At 32.9% G+C, this 12,989-nt stretch carries 22 protein-coding genes; 1 reads left to right on the top strand and 21 read right to left on the bottom strand.

Annotation, left to right across the window (positions count from 1 at the left end; genetic code table 11):
* Window positions 1-2: 2 nt before the first annotated feature.
* The 21 genes from rplR to rpsL form a co-directional block, all read right to left on the bottom strand.
* Window positions 3-353: a 50S ribosomal protein L18 gene (rplR, locus tag OD91_RS11325; protein ID WP_144896497.1), complete on the bottom strand. Its 351-nt coding sequence runs from the start codon at window positions 351-353 to the stop codon at window positions 3-5.
* A gap of 11 nt (window positions 354-364) precedes the next feature.
* Window positions 365-910: a 50S ribosomal protein L6 gene (rplF, locus tag OD91_RS11320; protein WP_144896496.1), complete on the bottom strand. Its 546-nt coding sequence runs from the start codon at window positions 908-910 to the stop codon at window positions 365-367.
* Between the two features lie 10 nt (window positions 911-920).
* Entirely contained in the window at window positions 921-1,319 is a 399-nt protein-coding gene (rpsH, locus tag OD91_RS11315) for a 30S ribosomal protein S8 (RefSeq protein ID WP_144896495.1), read from the bottom strand.
* Between the two features lie 105 nt (window positions 1,320-1,424).
* Window positions 1,425-1,694, bottom strand: coding sequence for a 30S ribosomal protein S14 (rpsN, locus tag OD91_RS11310; RefSeq protein ID WP_144896494.1), 270 nt, complete (start codon window positions 1,692-1,694; stop codon window positions 1,425-1,427).
* A 3-nt stretch (window positions 1,695-1,697) separates the two neighbouring features.
* Window positions 1,698-2,249, bottom strand: a complete 552-nt coding sequence (rplE, locus tag OD91_RS11305; protein WP_144896493.1) for a 50S ribosomal protein L5 — start codon at window positions 2,247-2,249, stop codon at window positions 1,698-1,700.
* Window positions 2,250-2,251: 2 nt separating this feature from the next.
* Window positions 2,252-2,560 (bottom strand): 50S ribosomal protein L24, encoded by a 309-nt coding sequence (gene rplX / locus OD91_RS11300; protein ID WP_144896492.1) that lies wholly within the window; start codon window positions 2,558-2,560, stop codon window positions 2,252-2,254.
* Between the two features lie 12 nt (window positions 2,561-2,572).
* Window positions 2,573-2,941 carry a 50S ribosomal protein L14 gene (gene rplN, locus OD91_RS11295; protein ID WP_144896491.1) on the bottom strand — a complete coding sequence of 123 codons (369 nt, stop codon included), beginning with the start codon at window positions 2,939-2,941 and terminating at the stop codon, window positions 2,573-2,575.
* A 1-nt stretch (window position 2,942) separates the two neighbouring features.
* The gene (gene rpsQ, locus OD91_RS11290) at window positions 2,943-3,200 is read right to left on the bottom strand and encodes a 30S ribosomal protein S17 (protein ID WP_144896490.1); all 258 of its coding nucleotides are present in this window, start codon (window positions 3,198-3,200) and stop codon (window positions 2,943-2,945) included.
* 20 nt (window positions 3,201-3,220) lie between these two features.
* Window positions 3,221-3,412, bottom strand: coding sequence for a 50S ribosomal protein L29 (rpmC, locus tag OD91_RS11285; protein ID WP_144896489.1), 192 nt, complete (start codon window positions 3,410-3,412; stop codon window positions 3,221-3,223).
* Window positions 3,413-3,423: 11 nt separating this feature from the next.
* The gene (gene rplP, locus OD91_RS11280) at window positions 3,424-3,855 is read right to left on the bottom strand and encodes a 50S ribosomal protein L16 (RefSeq protein ID WP_144896488.1); all 432 of its coding nucleotides are present in this window, start codon (window positions 3,853-3,855) and stop codon (window positions 3,424-3,426) included.
* Window positions 3,856-3,878: 23 nt separating this feature from the next.
* Window positions 3,879-4,604 carry a 30S ribosomal protein S3 gene (rpsC, locus tag OD91_RS11275; RefSeq protein WP_144896487.1) on the bottom strand — a complete coding sequence of 242 codons (726 nt, stop codon included), beginning with the start codon at window positions 4,602-4,604 and terminating at the stop codon, window positions 3,879-3,881.
* A gap of 11 nt (window positions 4,605-4,615) precedes the next feature.
* The gene (rplV, locus tag OD91_RS11270) at window positions 4,616-5,020 is read right to left on the bottom strand and encodes a 50S ribosomal protein L22 (protein ID WP_144896486.1); all 405 of its coding nucleotides are present in this window, start codon (window positions 5,018-5,020) and stop codon (window positions 4,616-4,618) included.
* A 6-nt stretch (window positions 5,021-5,026) separates the two neighbouring features.
* Window positions 5,027-5,305: a 30S ribosomal protein S19 gene (gene rpsS, locus OD91_RS11265; protein ID WP_144896485.1), complete on the bottom strand. Its 279-nt coding sequence runs from the start codon at window positions 5,303-5,305 to the stop codon at window positions 5,027-5,029.
* 3 nt (window positions 5,306-5,308) lie between these two features.
* The gene (rplB, locus tag OD91_RS11260) at window positions 5,309-6,133 is read right to left on the bottom strand and encodes a 50S ribosomal protein L2 (protein ID WP_144896484.1); all 825 of its coding nucleotides are present in this window, start codon (window positions 6,131-6,133) and stop codon (window positions 5,309-5,311) included.
* A 12-nt stretch (window positions 6,134-6,145) separates the two neighbouring features.
* Window positions 6,146-6,436 (bottom strand): 50S ribosomal protein L23, encoded by a 291-nt coding sequence (gene rplW / locus OD91_RS11255; RefSeq protein WP_144896483.1) that lies wholly within the window; start codon window positions 6,434-6,436, stop codon window positions 6,146-6,148.
* A 7-nt stretch (window positions 6,437-6,443) separates the two neighbouring features.
* Complete coding sequence (rplD, locus tag OD91_RS11250; protein ID WP_144896482.1) at window positions 6,444-7,073, bottom strand: 50S ribosomal protein L4; 630 nt, start codon at window positions 7,071-7,073, stop codon at window positions 6,444-6,446.
* Entirely contained in the window at window positions 7,073-7,690 is a 618-nt protein-coding gene (gene rplC, locus OD91_RS11245) for a 50S ribosomal protein L3 (protein ID WP_144896481.1), read from the bottom strand. The genes rplD and rplC overlap by 1 nt, the downstream gene beginning before the upstream one ends.
* A 152-nt stretch (window positions 7,691-7,842) precedes the next feature.
* The gene (rpsJ, locus tag OD91_RS11240; RefSeq protein ID WP_075342599.1) at window positions 7,843-8,148 is read right to left on the bottom strand and encodes a 30S ribosomal protein S10; all 306 of its coding nucleotides are present in this window, start codon (window positions 8,146-8,148) and stop codon (window positions 7,843-7,845) included.
* Window positions 8,149-8,167: 19 nt separating this feature from the next.
* Entirely contained in the window at window positions 8,168-10,285 is a 2,118-nt protein-coding gene (gene fusA, locus OD91_RS11235; protein ID WP_144896480.1) for an elongation factor G, read from the bottom strand.
* Between the two features lie 5 nt (window positions 10,286-10,290).
* Window positions 10,291-10,770 carry a 30S ribosomal protein S7 gene (rpsG, locus tag OD91_RS11230; protein WP_144896479.1) on the bottom strand — a complete coding sequence of 160 codons (480 nt, stop codon included), beginning with the start codon at window positions 10,768-10,770 and terminating at the stop codon, window positions 10,291-10,293.
* A 26-nt stretch (window positions 10,771-10,796) separates the two neighbouring features.
* Window positions 10,797-11,171, bottom strand: coding sequence for a 30S ribosomal protein S12 (rpsL, locus tag OD91_RS11225; RefSeq protein ID WP_144896478.1), 375 nt, complete (start codon window positions 11,169-11,171; stop codon window positions 10,797-10,799).
* Window positions 11,172-11,399: 228 nt separating this feature from the next.
* On the opposite strand from rpsL, the gene OD91_RS11220 reads away from it, so the two are divergent.
* Complete coding sequence (locus tag OD91_RS11220; RefSeq protein ID WP_144896477.1) at window positions 11,400-12,986, top strand: ShlB/FhaC/HecB family hemolysin secretion/activation protein; 1,587 nt, start codon at window positions 11,400-11,402, stop codon at window positions 12,984-12,986.
* Window positions 12,987-12,989 lie beyond the last annotated feature (3 nt).

The raw sequence follows: 12,989 nt of genomic DNA, 5'->3' as shown, positions 1-12,989 counted from the left end.
TCTTAAAATTTTAAACCAGCTTCTCTAGCAGCTTCTGCTAATGTTTTAACTCTACCGTGATATAAATATCCGTTTCTATCAAAAGCAACAGTTTCTACACCTGCTTTTGTAGCTTTCTCTGCAATAGATTTTCCAACCGCTGCAGCAGCTTCTGCTTTTGTACCAGCAGTAATTCCTTTATCTCTAGATGATACAGATGCTAATGTAACTCCTGCAATGTCATCTACTAATTGAGCATAAATTTCTTTATTACTTCTAAAAACCGATAATCTTGGTTTAGTAGCAGTACCAGATATAATTTTTCTGATTCTATGCTTAATACGTTGTCTTCTTTCAAGCTTTGATAATGCCATAATGCTATATATTATGCAGATTTACCTGCTTTTCTTCTTAATTGTTCACCTACAAACTTAACTCCTTTTCCTTTATAAGGTTCTGGCTTACGGAAGCCACGGATTTTAGCTGCTACTTCTCCTACCAACTGCTTATCAAAAGAAGTTAATTTAACGATAGGATTCTTACCTTTCTCAGATACAGTTTCAACCTTAACTTCTTTAGCTAATTCTAAAACAATATTGTGAGAATATCCTAAGGCTAAGTCTAATTTCTGCCCTTGATTTGAAGCTCTATAACCAACACCAACTAATTCTAATTCTTTAGTCCATCCTTTGCTTACACCTTCAATCATATTAAAGATTAAAGCTCTCATCAAACCATGTTGTGCTTTGTGTTCTTTACTTTCTGATGCTCTTTCTAAAGTAATCGTAGCATCTTCAATTTTTACTGTAATTCCGTCAGAAATAGTTTGAGATAACTCTCCTAACTTTCCTTTTACAGTAATTACGTTTTCGTTTATGTTTACATCTACACCTTGTGAAATGCTAACGGGATTTTTTCCTATTCTACTCATTTCTTAAGATTTAATAAACGTAACATAATACTTCCCCACCAACATTTTCTTGACGTGCTTGCTTATTAGTCATCACGCCTTTAGATGTTGATACGATTGCAACACCTAATCCGTTTAATACTCTTGGCATCTCTTTAGAGCCAACGTACTTACGTAAACCTGGTGTACTGATTCGTTGAATTTTTCTAATTACTGACTCTTTTGTTGTCTTGTCATATTTTAAGGCAATTTTGATGGTTCCTTGTACAGACTCATCATTAAATTGATAACTTAAAATAAAACCTTGATCAAACAAAATTTTAGTCATTTCCTTCTTCAAGTTCGAAGCTGGAATTTCTACTACTCTGTGTCCTGCTGCGATTGCATTTCTAACTCTTGTTAGATAATCCGCGATTGGATCTGTGTTCATATTTATTAATTTGCGACTTTGGTTTTTAATTGTCTCTATTTTCTTACAGATTGCTCTGTGACAATTAAACCTGAAATCAATTAGTATTCTTTAATTGTTTGGTTTTTACCAGCTAGCTTTTCTAACTCCTGGTATTAACCCTTGGTTTGCCATTTCACGGAAAGTTACACGAGAAATTCCAAACTGACGCATATAGCCTTTTGGTCTTCCTGTTAACTTACAACGATTGTGAGTACGAACTGGAGAAGCGTTTTTTGGTAACTTCTGTAATCCTTCATAATCGCCAGCTTCTTTTAAAGCCTTACGCTTTTCAGCATACTTAGCAACTGTTTTTGCTCTTTTACGCTCACGCGCTTTCATTGATTCTTTAGCCATCTCTTAATTCTTTTTAAATGGTAAACCTAGTTCTGTCAATAATGACTTAGCTTCTTTATCAGTAGCTGCAGATGTTACAAAAGTAATATCCATACCATTAATTTTCTTAACTTGATCAATATTAATTTCTGGGTAAATGATCTGTTCAGTAATTCCTAAATTGTAATTACCTCTACCATCAAATCCAGTAGCTTTTATCCCGTTAAAATCTCTTACACGTGGTAAAGAAGCAGTAACTAATCTGTCTAAAAACTCATACATTTTATCACCACGTAAAGTAACTTTTACACCAATCGGCATACCTTTACGTAATTTAAATGCAGCTACATCTTTCTTAGATAATGTAGAAATTGCTTTTTGACCTGTAATAGTTGTAACTTCTTCTAAAGCGTAATCTATTAACTTCTTATCTGCGATAGCAGCACCAACACCTTTAGAAACTACAATTTTCTGTAGTTTAGGTACTTGCATTACATTGCTATAGCTAAATTCTTCTTTAAGAGTATTAATTATTGTACTCTTATATTCTGCTTTTAATCTTGGTACGTAACTCATGATTATATTGCTTTTTCTGATTTCTTTGAAAATCTTACTTTCTTATCACCATCCATTCTATATCCAACTCTTACAGCTTCTCCATCTTCTGTTAAAGCTAAGTTTGATATATGAAGTGATGCTTCTTTTTTTACAATTCCTCCTTGTGGACTTTGAGCGCTTGGCTTAGTATGTTTAGATACCATATTAACACCTTCTACTATAGCTCTATCCTTTTCTTTAAGAATTTGTAAAACTTTTCCTTCTGAACCTTTGTGATCTCCTGCAATTACTTTTACAGTATCTCCTGATTTGATTTTAAACTTCTTCATCTTATTATAGAATTAAAGCACTTCAGGTGCTAATGATACTATTTTCATAAATTGTTTATCACGTAATTCACGTCCAACTGGGCCAAAAACACGAGTTCCTCTCATCTCCTCTGTAGGATTTAAAAGTACACAAGCATTATCATCAAATCTGATATATGATCCATCTTTACGTCTTACTTCCTTTTTAGTACGAACAACAACTGCTCTAGAAACTTGTCCTTTCTTAACAGTACCGTTTGGCGTTGCAGACTTAACAGATACAACTATCTTATCTCCAACTCTTGCGTAACGCTTTTTTGTTCCTCCTAAAACTCTAATCACTAAAACTTCTTTTGCTCCAGTGTTATCTGCTACTTTTAATCTTGATTCTGTCTGTAACATATTATTTAGCTCTTTCTAGGATTTCTACTAATCTCCAACGTTTAGATTTACTTAAAGGTTTTGTTTCCATTATCCTTACAGTATCACCTTCGTTGCAATCATTCTTTTCGTCGTGTGCAACGTATTTTTTCGTTTTTAATACGAACTTTCCATACATTGGGTGTTTTACTCTTTTTACCTCGTTAACAACAATAGATTTCTCCATTTTGTTACTAGATACAACACCAATTCTCTCTTTTCTAAGATTTCTTTTTTCCATCTTTAAAACTGACTATAGAATTATTGTAATTCTCTTTTTGTTAACTCTGTAGCAATTCTTGCTACAGATTTTCTTAAACCTCTTAACTGCACTGGATTCTCTAGTGGAGTTATGGCGTGAGCCATTTTAAGGTCTGTATAGTTTTTCTTTAACGCAACAAACTTTTCTTGTAAGTCTGCAACTGATAATTCTTTAATTTCTGATTGTTTCATTGTCTATAGAATTAAGCGTTAATATCAAAATCTCTTGCGATTACAAACTTCGTTTTTACAGGAAGTTTTTGAGCTGCTAAACGTAAAGCTTCTTTTGCTATTTCAATGGAAACTCCACCGATTTCAAACAAAATTCTACCTGGTTTTACAACAGCAACAAAATGATCTGGTGCACCTTTACCTTTACCCATACGTACTTCTAATGGCTTCTTTGTAATAGGCTTGTCTGGAAAAATTTTAATCCAAAGCTGACCTTCTCTTTTCATATGACGAGTTGCCGCAATACGAGCCGCCTCAATTTGACGAGAGGTAAGTAAATTCTGATCTAAAGATTTAATACCAAACATTCCATTAGAAAGTTGATTTCCTCTTTGAGAATTACCGTTCATATTACCTTTGGCCTTCTGTACCTTACGGTATTTTACTCTTTTTGGCTGTAACATTTTTAATTTCTAATTTTTAAAAATTATTTTCTTCTACGAGGTTGTTGACCACGTTTATTTCCTCCACCTTTATTAGCACCACCTTTTTGTTTAGATAATCCTACTAATGGAGATAACTCACGTTTACCATATACCTCACCTTTCATAATCCATACTTTAACTCCGATTCTACCGTAAGTTGTATGAGATTCTACAAGTGCATAATCTATATCTGCTCTAAAAGTAGAAAGAGGAATTCTACCTTCTTTATAATGCTCAGAACGTGCCATTTCTGCTCCGTTTAAACGACCAGAAAGTTGAATTTTAATTCCTTCTGCATTCATTCTGATTGCAGCAGCAATTGCCATTTTAGTTGCACGCTTGTAAGAAATTCTATTTTCGATTTGACGAGCCACACTAGCTGCAACTAATTTTGCATCTAATTCTGGACGTTTAATCTCAAAAATATTAATTTGAACTTCTTTACCAGTAATTTTCTTAAGCTCTTCTTTTAACTTGTCTACCTCTTGACCGCCTTTACCAATAATGATACCAGGACGTGCCGTTGTGATAGTAACGGTTACAAGTTTAAGCGTACGCTCAATTATTACTCTAGAAACACTTGCTTTAGATAATCTAGCATTTACATACTTTCTTATCTTATCATCTTCAGCAATCTTATCTCCGTAGTCATTTCCACCATACCAGTTAGATTCCCATCCTCTGATAATTCCTAAACGATTTCCTATTGGATTAGTTTTTTGTCCCATTTCTACTTTGATTAATTACTTTTATTTTTACTACCTAACTCTAAAGTAACGTGATTAGAACGCTTACGAATTCTATGAGCACGCCCTTGTGGAGCTGGTCTTAATCTTTTTAACATTCCTGCGCTATCTACACAAATAGACTTAACAAATAAACCTGCATCCTCAATAGTTGCATCTTCATTCTTAGCTTGCCAATTAGCAATTGCAGAAAGTAATAACTTTTCTAAGTTTATTGATGCTTCTTTAGGGCTAAATTTTAAGATCTGTAAAGCTTTTTCAACTTCTACACCTCTTACTTGATTTGCTACTAAACGCATTTTTCTCGGTGACGTAGGACAGTTAGTAAGCTTTGCAAAAGCACGTTGCTTTTTAGCTTCCTTTAACTGATCTGCCATGTTTTTTTTACGAACTCCCATTTCCTACTATTTTTTACCTTTATTTTTTGCACCTGCATGTCCACGGAATGAACGAGTTGGTGAAAATTCTCCTAACTTATGACCTACCATATTCTCTGTTACATAAACAGGAACAAATTGACGTCCATTATGAACTGCTATAGTTTGTCCAACAAAATCAGGAGTAATCATACTAGCTCTAGACCAGGTTTTGATTACTGATTTATTTCCTGACTCAACGTTAGTCAATACTTTTCTTTCTAACTTGTAGTGAACGTAAGGTCCTTTTTTTAATGATCTTGCCATGGTTTATTTCTTTCTACGTTCTAAAATATATTTATTACTTGCTTTAGTTTTAGACCTAGTCTTAAATCCTTTAGCAGGAATACCGTTTCTAGATCTTGGATGACCACCAGAAGCACGTCCTTCACCACCACCCATTGGGTGATCTACAGGATTCATTCTAACAGCGTTAGTTCTTGGTCTTCTACCTAACCATCTAGATCTACCAGCTTTACCAGAAACTAGTAATTGGTGATCTGAGTTAGATACAACTCCAATAGTAGCTGTACATGTCAACAAGATTAATCTTGTTTCTCCAGAAGGTAACTTAACAGTTGCATACTTACCATCTCTTGCCATTAATTGAGCAAAAGAACCAGCAGAACGAGCCATAACAGCTCCTTGACCTGGACGTAATTCTATACAAGAAATTGTAGTTCCTAAAGGAATCTCACTTAAAGGCATTGTATTTCCAATTTCTGGAGTTACTCCAGAACCAGATACAATTGTTTGCCCTACTTGTAAACCGTTTTGTGCAATTACATAACGCTTTTCTCCATCAGCATAAGAAACTAATGCAATAAATGCAGTACGATTTGGATCGTACTCAATAGTTTTTACTGTTGCAGGAATACCATTCTTATCTCTTTTAAAATCGATAATACGATATCTTTGTTTATGACCACCACCGATATTACGGGTTGTCATTCTACCTTGACTGTTTCGACCTCCAGATCGTTTTTTCGGAGCAAGTAAACTTTTCTCCGGCTTATCAGCTGTAATGGCGTCGAACCCATTTACAACTCTAAAACGCTGACCTGGTGTTATTGGTTTTAATTTTCTAACTGACATTTTTGTCTTTTCTTAAAGATTGTTATAAAAATCAATACTTTCTCCTTCTGCTAACTGTACAATTGCTTTCTTGTATCCTCCTTTTATCCCAGTAACTAAACCTTTTTTGGTAAATTTAGTTGTTCTTTTAATTGGATAATTCATGGTCTTTACAGATTCAATTGCAACTCCATAAGCTGCTTCTACAGCACCTTTAATTTCTAATTTGTTAGCTTTCTTATTTACAACAAATGAATAACGGTTAAATAACTCGCTATCATTTGTAGCTTTTTCTGTAATTATAGGCTTAATTAAAATACTCATCGTAATCCTATTTACTTAAATTAGATTTAATTCCTTCTAAAGAGCTTTCAGAAATCACTACTTTATTAGCGTTTAAAACACCATAAGTATTTAATTCTGAACTATTTACAACTTTAGATCCTTTTAAATTGCGCGACGACAAATATACATTTTTATTTGACTCACCCAATACAAACAATGCTTTTTTCGTATCTAACTCTAAAGCTTTTAATACATTAACAAAATTCTTTGTTTTTGGTGTATCAAAATTAAAGTCTTCTATTACGACTAAATTATTGTCTTTTGCTTGAATACTTAAAGCAGACTTACGTGCTAAACGCTTTAAGTTTTTATTCAATTTGAAAGAATAACTTCTTGGTCTTGGACCGAACATACGACCTCCACCTCTAAAAACTCCAGACTTGATAGAACCTGCTCTTGCAGTACCAGTTCCTTTTTGTTTTTTTATCTTTCTAGTACTTCCTGTAATTTCAGCTCTTTCTTTAGCTTTGTGAGTACCTTGTCTTTGATTTGCCAAATACTGCTTAACATCTAAATAGATTGCATGATTATTTGGTTCTATTCCGAATACATCTTTAGAAAGTTCAACTTTCCTACCTGTATCTTTTCCTGTAATATCTAAAACTGCTACTTTCATTATTTCTGAATAGTTACATAAGCGTTTTTGTGACCAGGAATTGCTCCTTTAACAACAAGTAAGTTCTTTTCAGAAACTACTTTTAACACTCTTAAGTTTTGTACTTTTACTTGATCACCACCCATTCTTCCTGCCATTCGCATTCCTTTGAATACTCTTGCTGGATATGATGCTGCACCAATTGATCCTGGAGCTCTTAAACGGTTATGTTGACCGTGGGTTGCTTGTCCAACACCCGCAAAACCGTGGCGTTTAACAACTCCCTGAAAACCTTTACCTTTAGATACACCAGATACATCTACAAATTCTCCTTCTGCAAAATGTTCAACTGTAATTGAGTCTCCTAAATTAAACTCTTTTTCAAACCCTTGGAACTCAATGACTTTTCTTTTGGCAGATGTACCAGCTTTCTTAAAGTGACCATCTAAAGCTTTATTAGAGCTTTTTGCCTTTTTGTCATCGAAACCAAGCTGTAAGGCGTTGTAGCCGTCAACCTCTTCGGTTCTGACTTGGGTAACAACGCATGGACCTGCTTCGATTACTGTACAAGGAATATTCTTCCCGTTTTCATCAAATAAGCTGGTCATTCCGATTTTTCTTCCTATTAACCCAGACATTTATTTATTATTAATTATTAATTTATTTTTCCTTTTAAATTTCTCTCAAAAAAAACAGCGTTAAACATTTTCAACGCTGAATAATGTTTTACCGTTTTTCCTTCGCGAAACGCTCCGGACATGTTAGTGTCACAAGTGACACTTTTTTTTACTTATACTTTTATCTCAACTTCAACACCACTTGGTAATTCAAGCTTCATTAAAGCATCAATAGTCTTAGATGAAGAACTATAGATATCTAACAAACGCTTGTAAGCAGATAATTGAAATTGCTCTCTAGATTTTTTGTTTACGTGCGGTGAACGTAATACTGTAAAAATCTTTTTATGTGTTGGTAAAGGTATTGGGCCATTTACTACAGCTCCAGTACTTTTTACCGTCTTTACAATCTTTTCAGCAGATTTATCTACTAAATTGTAATCGTAAGACTTTAATTTTATTCTAATTTTTTGACTCATCTTATTTCTCTTTAGTAAATTAACCTTTTGCTTTTGCGATTACTTCTTCCGAAACATTTGATGGAGTTTCTGCATAATGAGAAAATTCCATTGTAGAAGTTGCTCTACCAGAAGACATTGTTCTTAAAGCTGTTACATATCCAAACATTTCAGATAATGGAACTACTGCTTTTACAACTTTAGATCCAGCACGATCACTCATGTCGTTTACTTGACCTCTTCTTCTATTTAAATCTCCTACGATATCTCCCATATTTTCTTCAGGAGTTAATACCTCAAGTTTCATTAATGGCTCCATAATTTTAGCTTTAGCAGCTTTAGCAGCAGCTTTATAACCTAATTTTGCAGCTAACTCAAAAGATAATTGATCAGAATCCACCGCATGGAAAGATCCATCTCTTAAAGTTACTTTCATTGAATCCATTTCGTATCCTGCTAAAGGACCATTTTTCATAGCTTCTTTGAATCCTTTCTCTACAGACGGTACAAATTCTCTAGGAACGTTACCACCTTTAATTACTGATTCAAATTGTAAACCTTGAACACCTTCATCTGCTGGCTCCATTGTAAAAACAATATCAGCAAACTTACCACGACCACCAGATTGTTTCTTATAAACTTCTCTATGATCTGCAGCAGCTGTAATAGCTTCTTTATATTCTACTTGTGGTTGTCCTTGATTTACTTCTACTTTAAACTCACGTTTTAAACGATCTACAATTACATCTAAGTGTAATTCACCCATTCCAGAAATAATAGTCTGTCCTGAAGCTTCGTCTGAACGTACTGTAAAAGTAGGATCTTCTTCTGCTAATTTACCTAAGCCAATACCTAATCTATCAACATCTGCTTTTGTTTTAGGTTCAACAGCAATACCAATTACTGGATCTGGAAAATCCATAGATTCTAAAACAATAGGATGCTTTTCTGAAGTTAAAGTATCTCCTGTCTTAATAGATTTAAATCCAACAGCAGCTCCAATATCTCCAGCCTCGATATAATCGATTGCATTTTGTTTATTAGCATGCATTTGGTAAATACGTGAAATACGTTCTTTTTTACCTGAACGATTATTTAACACATAAGAACCTGCATCTAAACGACCAGAATATGCTCTAAAAAATGCTAAACGACCTACAAAAGGGTCAGTTGCAATTTTAAATGCTAAAGCAGCAAACGGCTCCTTTACATCTGGTTTACGAATTTCTTCTTGTTCAGTATCTGGATTAACACCAACAATACCTTCCTTATCTACTGGAGAAGGTAAATATCTACAAACAGCGTCTAATAAAAATTGAACACCTTTGTTTTTAAATGCTGATCCACATACCATTGGAATGATTGCCATATCCATAACAGCAGCTCTTAATGCAGAATGCACTTCTTCTTCTGTTATAGAATCTTCATCTTCCATAAATTTCTCTAAAAGATTCTCATCGTAACTTGCTACTTCTTCAATTAAAAGTGCACGGTACTTACGAGCTTCCTCTTTTAAATCCTCAGGAATTTCAATAATATCAAAAGTTGCCCCTTGAGTTTCATCATGCCATACAATAGCACGATTCTTTACTAAATCTATAATTCCTTTAAAATCATCTTCGTCACCAATGTTTAAAACGATTGGCACCGCGTTTGATTTTAACATATCTTTTACTTGTTGACAAACTCCTAAAAAGTCAGATCCTTGACGGTCCATTTTATTAACGAAACCAATTCTAGGCACTTTATAGTTATCTGCTAATCTCCAGTTTGTTTCAGATTGTGGCTCAACACCATCAACAGCTGAAAATAAGAAAACTAACCCATCTAATACACGTAATGATCTATTTACCTCAACAGTAAAATCAACGTGACCTGGAGTATCAATAATATTAAAGTGATATCCTTTAGTATCTGGAGTTTTTTCTCCGTTTTCAATTGGAAAATCCCATGTACAAGTGGTAGCTGCAGAAGTAATTGTAATACCTCTTTCTTGTTCTTGCTCCATCCAGTCCATAGTAGCGGCACCATCATGTACTTCTCCAATTTTATGAGAAACACCTGTATAATATAATACACGCTCTGTAGTTGTAGTTTTACCAGCATCAATATGTGCGGCAATACCTATATTTCTTGTGAATTTTAAATCTCTAGCCATTTCTATTAAAATCTGAAGTGTGAGAATGCTTTATTTGCCTCAGCCATCTTGTGAGTATCAGTACGTTTTTTTACTGCTGCACCTTCTTCTTTAGCCGCAGCTAAGATTTCAGCCGCTAAACGCTGTGCCATGGTTTTTTCATTTCTCTTACGAGTATATAAAATCATCCATTTAATTGCCATAGATACTTTACGATCTGGTCTAATTTGCATTGGAATTTGGAATGTTGCTCCACCAACACGACGAGATCTTACTTCTACGTGAGGCATTACATTTGATAAACCATCTTTCCATATTTCTAAAGCCGATTTTTCTTCGCCTTCTCCTTTCTTTTCTTCTACGATGTCCATTGCATCGTAAAATACTTTAAACGCTACAGACTTCTTACCACTCCACATTAAGTTATTAACGAAACGAGTTACTAACTGGTCGTTAAATTTTGGATCTGGTAATAAGACTCTTTTTTTTGCTGCTCTTTTTCTCATGTCTTTACATTAAAAAAGTTACTAATTTACTTTTTTGGGCGTTTAGCTCCGTATTTTGATCTACGTTGCGTTCTTCCTTCAACACCTGCCGTATCTAAAGCTCCACGTACAACGTGATACTTTACACCTGGCAAGTCTTTTACCCTTCCACCTCTAACTAATACTATCGAGTGCTCTTGTAAGTTATGTCCTTCACCTGGAATATACGCGTTGATCTCATTACCATTTGTTAATCTAACTCTGGCAACTTTACGCATTGCTGAATTAGGTTTTTTTGGTGTTGTTGTGTACACACGCGTACAAACTCCACGTCTTTGCGGACAAGACGTTAAAGCAGCCGATTTACTCTTCTTAGTTGTTTTGGTTCTTCCTTTTCGAACTAACTGTTGTATAGTTGGCATACTAAATTGTTACTATTTTTCGTTTATACTTAAAATTTTACTCTTTTTTAAGAGCTTGCAAATGTACAACTAATTTCTATTTAATCAAATATCAGTTAGTTATTTTTGTAATTATTTAATTAATAAATTCTATTTACAAGAATTAACCTAGATTTAGCCTTTTATTCATTGATTTTTAAAACTACATTGAAACGTTTTTTTACTCCTTATATATATATATACTTTTTGATGGTATTTTCAAATGTAGTTTTATCGCAAGATTTAACTTTACATATCACTTCAAAAAACGACACTGAAAACAACTTTCTAAAACAAATCAGCTTCACAAAAACACATCCTTCAGAAAAATCAATCAAAAAAGAAATTCAGTTAATTTCAGAGCATTTAAAGAAAAACGGATACTTTTTAAATTCTTTAGACAGCATAGTTAAAAAACAACATAATCATACATATTATTATTCATTAGGAAAAAGGATCAATACTGCCGCAATTAAATTCAACAATAAACTAGAGTTTATTTCTACTGACAAACTTTCAACACATATAGCTACAATTATAAAAAAACTAGACAAGGAAGGGAAATCGTTCTCTACAGTAAAACTTAAAAACATAGAAATTAAAAACGATACCCTTTTTACAGAACTCAATATTAAACAATCAAAAAAAAGAAAAATTGACAAAGTAATTATAACCGGCTATGAAGATTTCTCTAAAGCATTTTTAAAGCATTATTTAAAAATCAATAGAACTTCAACTTTCAATAAAGAAAAATTGATTTCATTTTCTAGAAAACTGAAATCATTAAATTTCATAAATGAGATTAAACCTCCAGAAGTTTTATTTTTAAAAGACAGCACGTTTTTATACCTATATCTTAAAAAAAGAAAAAATAACAGTTTTGATGGATTGGTGAATTTTGCTTCAAAAGAAAACGGAGGTGTTTTATTTAATGGATATCTAGATTTAAAACTCAACAACATTTTCAATTCTGGCGAACAATTTAAACTTTTCTGGAACAACATTGCAGAAGAATCTCAAGAGTTTAACATTTCGACAACTCTACCTTATATATTTAACTCGGTAATAACACCTCAATTATCTTTTAAACTCTATAAACAAGATTCTGCTTTTATAAATTCAAAACTTAAAACCAGTTTAAACTATAACTTAAATGAGAAAACAACTATAGGATTAACTTATGACTCTGAGAATTCTGAAAACTTAATCAAAAGCAACATTAACAATATTAAAAGCTTTAACGCTAGTTTTTGGGGTATTCAATTTAATTATTCGATTATTAAAAACGATTTATTTAATAATTCAAAATTTAATTTAACTATTAAAACTTCTTTTGGAAATAGAAAATCAGAAAACAAAAATTCAAAACAAATAAAAATAACATCAAACATTTCCTATTTATTTGAAATAAATCAAAGAAATTATTTCTACGCTAGTAATTCAACTGGACACATAAATTCCGATTTATTTTTAGATAATGAACTTTTTAGGATTGGAGGAGCAAATTCTATTAAAGGATTTAATGAACAAAGTATTTTTACTTCTTTTTATACCTATTTTAATTTTGAATACCGATTCTTACTATCTAATAGTTCTTACATTCATACTATTACAGATTTTGGGAAAATAAAAAACACAAGTCTAATTTTCAATAATTTATTGGGGTTTGGGGCAGGATATTTAACTACTTTAAATAATTCTACAATCAATATTAGTTATGTTTTAGGAAAAACCACAAATTCTTCAATAAAATTAAATAATTCTAAAATTATAGTAAAATGGACACTACTATTTTAAAGA

Source organism: Lutibacter sp. Hel_I_33_5 (assembly GCF_007827455.1).
Classification (GTDB): domain Bacteria; phylum Bacteroidota; class Bacteroidia; order Flavobacteriales; family Flavobacteriaceae; genus Polaribacter.
This window is presented reverse-complemented; position numbering and strand designations above follow the sequence as displayed.

Bases quoted from the DNA above. Each gene is read 5' to 3' on its own strand.
- rplR (WP_144896497.1), bottom strand. From the start codon at position 353: ATGGCATTATCAAAGCTTGAAAGAAGACAACGTATTAAGCATAGAATC.
- rplF (WP_144896496.1), bottom strand. From the start codon at position 910: ATGAGTAGAATAGGAAAAAATCCCGTTAGCATTTCACAAGGTGTAGAT.
- rpsH (WP_144896495.1), bottom strand. From the start codon at position 1,319: ATGAACACAGATCCAATCGCGGATTATCTAACAAGAGTTAGAAATGCA.
- rpsN (WP_144896494.1), bottom strand. From the start codon at position 1,694: ATGGCTAAAGAATCAATGAAAGCGCGTGAGCGTAAAAGAGCAAAAACA.
- rplE (WP_144896493.1), bottom strand. From the start codon at position 2,249: ATGAGTTACGTACCAAGATTAAAAGCAGAATATAAGAGTACAATAATT.
- rplX (WP_144896492.1), bottom strand. From the start codon at position 2,560: ATGAAGAAGTTTAAAATCAAATCAGGAGATACTGTAAAAGTAATTGCA.
- rplN (WP_144896491.1), bottom strand. From the start codon at position 2,941: ATGTTACAGACAGAATCAAGATTAAAAGTAGCAGATAACACTGGAGCA.
- rpsQ (WP_144896490.1), bottom strand. From the start codon at position 3,200: ATGGAAAAAAGAAATCTTAGAAAAGAGAGAATTGGTGTTGTATCTAGT.
- rpmC (WP_144896489.1), bottom strand. From the start codon at position 3,412: ATGAAACAATCAGAAATTAAAGAATTATCAGTTGCAGACTTACAAGAA.
- rplP (WP_144896488.1), bottom strand. From the start codon at position 3,855: ATGTTACAGCCAAAAAGAGTAAAATACCGTAAGGTACAGAAGGCCAAA.
- rpsC (WP_144896487.1), bottom strand. From the start codon at position 4,604: ATGGGACAAAAAACTAATCCAATAGGAAATCGTTTAGGAATTATCAGA.
- rplV (WP_144896486.1), bottom strand. From the start codon at position 5,020: ATGGGAGTTCGTAAAAAAAACATGGCAGATCAGTTAAAGGAAGCTAAA.
- rpsS (WP_144896485.1), bottom strand. From the start codon at position 5,305: ATGGCAAGATCATTAAAAAAAGGACCTTACGTTCACTACAAGTTAGAA.
- rplB (WP_144896484.1), bottom strand. From the start codon at position 6,133: ATGTCAGTTAGAAAATTAAAACCAATAACACCAGGTCAGCGTTTTAGA.
- rplW (WP_144896483.1), bottom strand. From the start codon at position 6,436: ATGAGTATTTTAATTAAGCCTATAATTACAGAAAAAGCTACAAATGAT.
- rplD (WP_144896482.1), bottom strand. From the start codon at position 7,073: ATGAAAGTAGCAGTTTTAGATATTACAGGAAAAGATACAGGTAGGAAA.
- rplC (WP_144896481.1), bottom strand. From the start codon at position 7,690: ATGTCTGGGTTAATAGGAAGAAAAATCGGAATGACCAGCTTATTTGAT.
- rpsJ (WP_075342599.1), bottom strand. From the start codon at position 8,148: ATGAGTCAAAAAATTAGAATAAAATTAAAGTCTTACGATTACAATTTA.
- fusA (WP_144896480.1), bottom strand. From the start codon at position 10,285: ATGGCTAGAGATTTAAAATTCACAAGAAATATAGGTATTGCCGCACAT.
- rpsG (WP_144896479.1), bottom strand. From the start codon at position 10,770: ATGAGAAAAAGAGCAGCAAAAAAAAGAGTCTTATTACCAGATCCAAAA.
- rpsL (WP_144896478.1), bottom strand. From the start codon at position 11,171: ATGCCAACTATACAACAGTTAGTTCGAAAAGGAAGAACCAAAACAACT.
- OD91_RS11220 (WP_144896477.1), top strand. From the start codon at position 11,400: ATGGTATTTTCAAATGTAGTTTTATCGCAAGATTTAACTTTACATATC.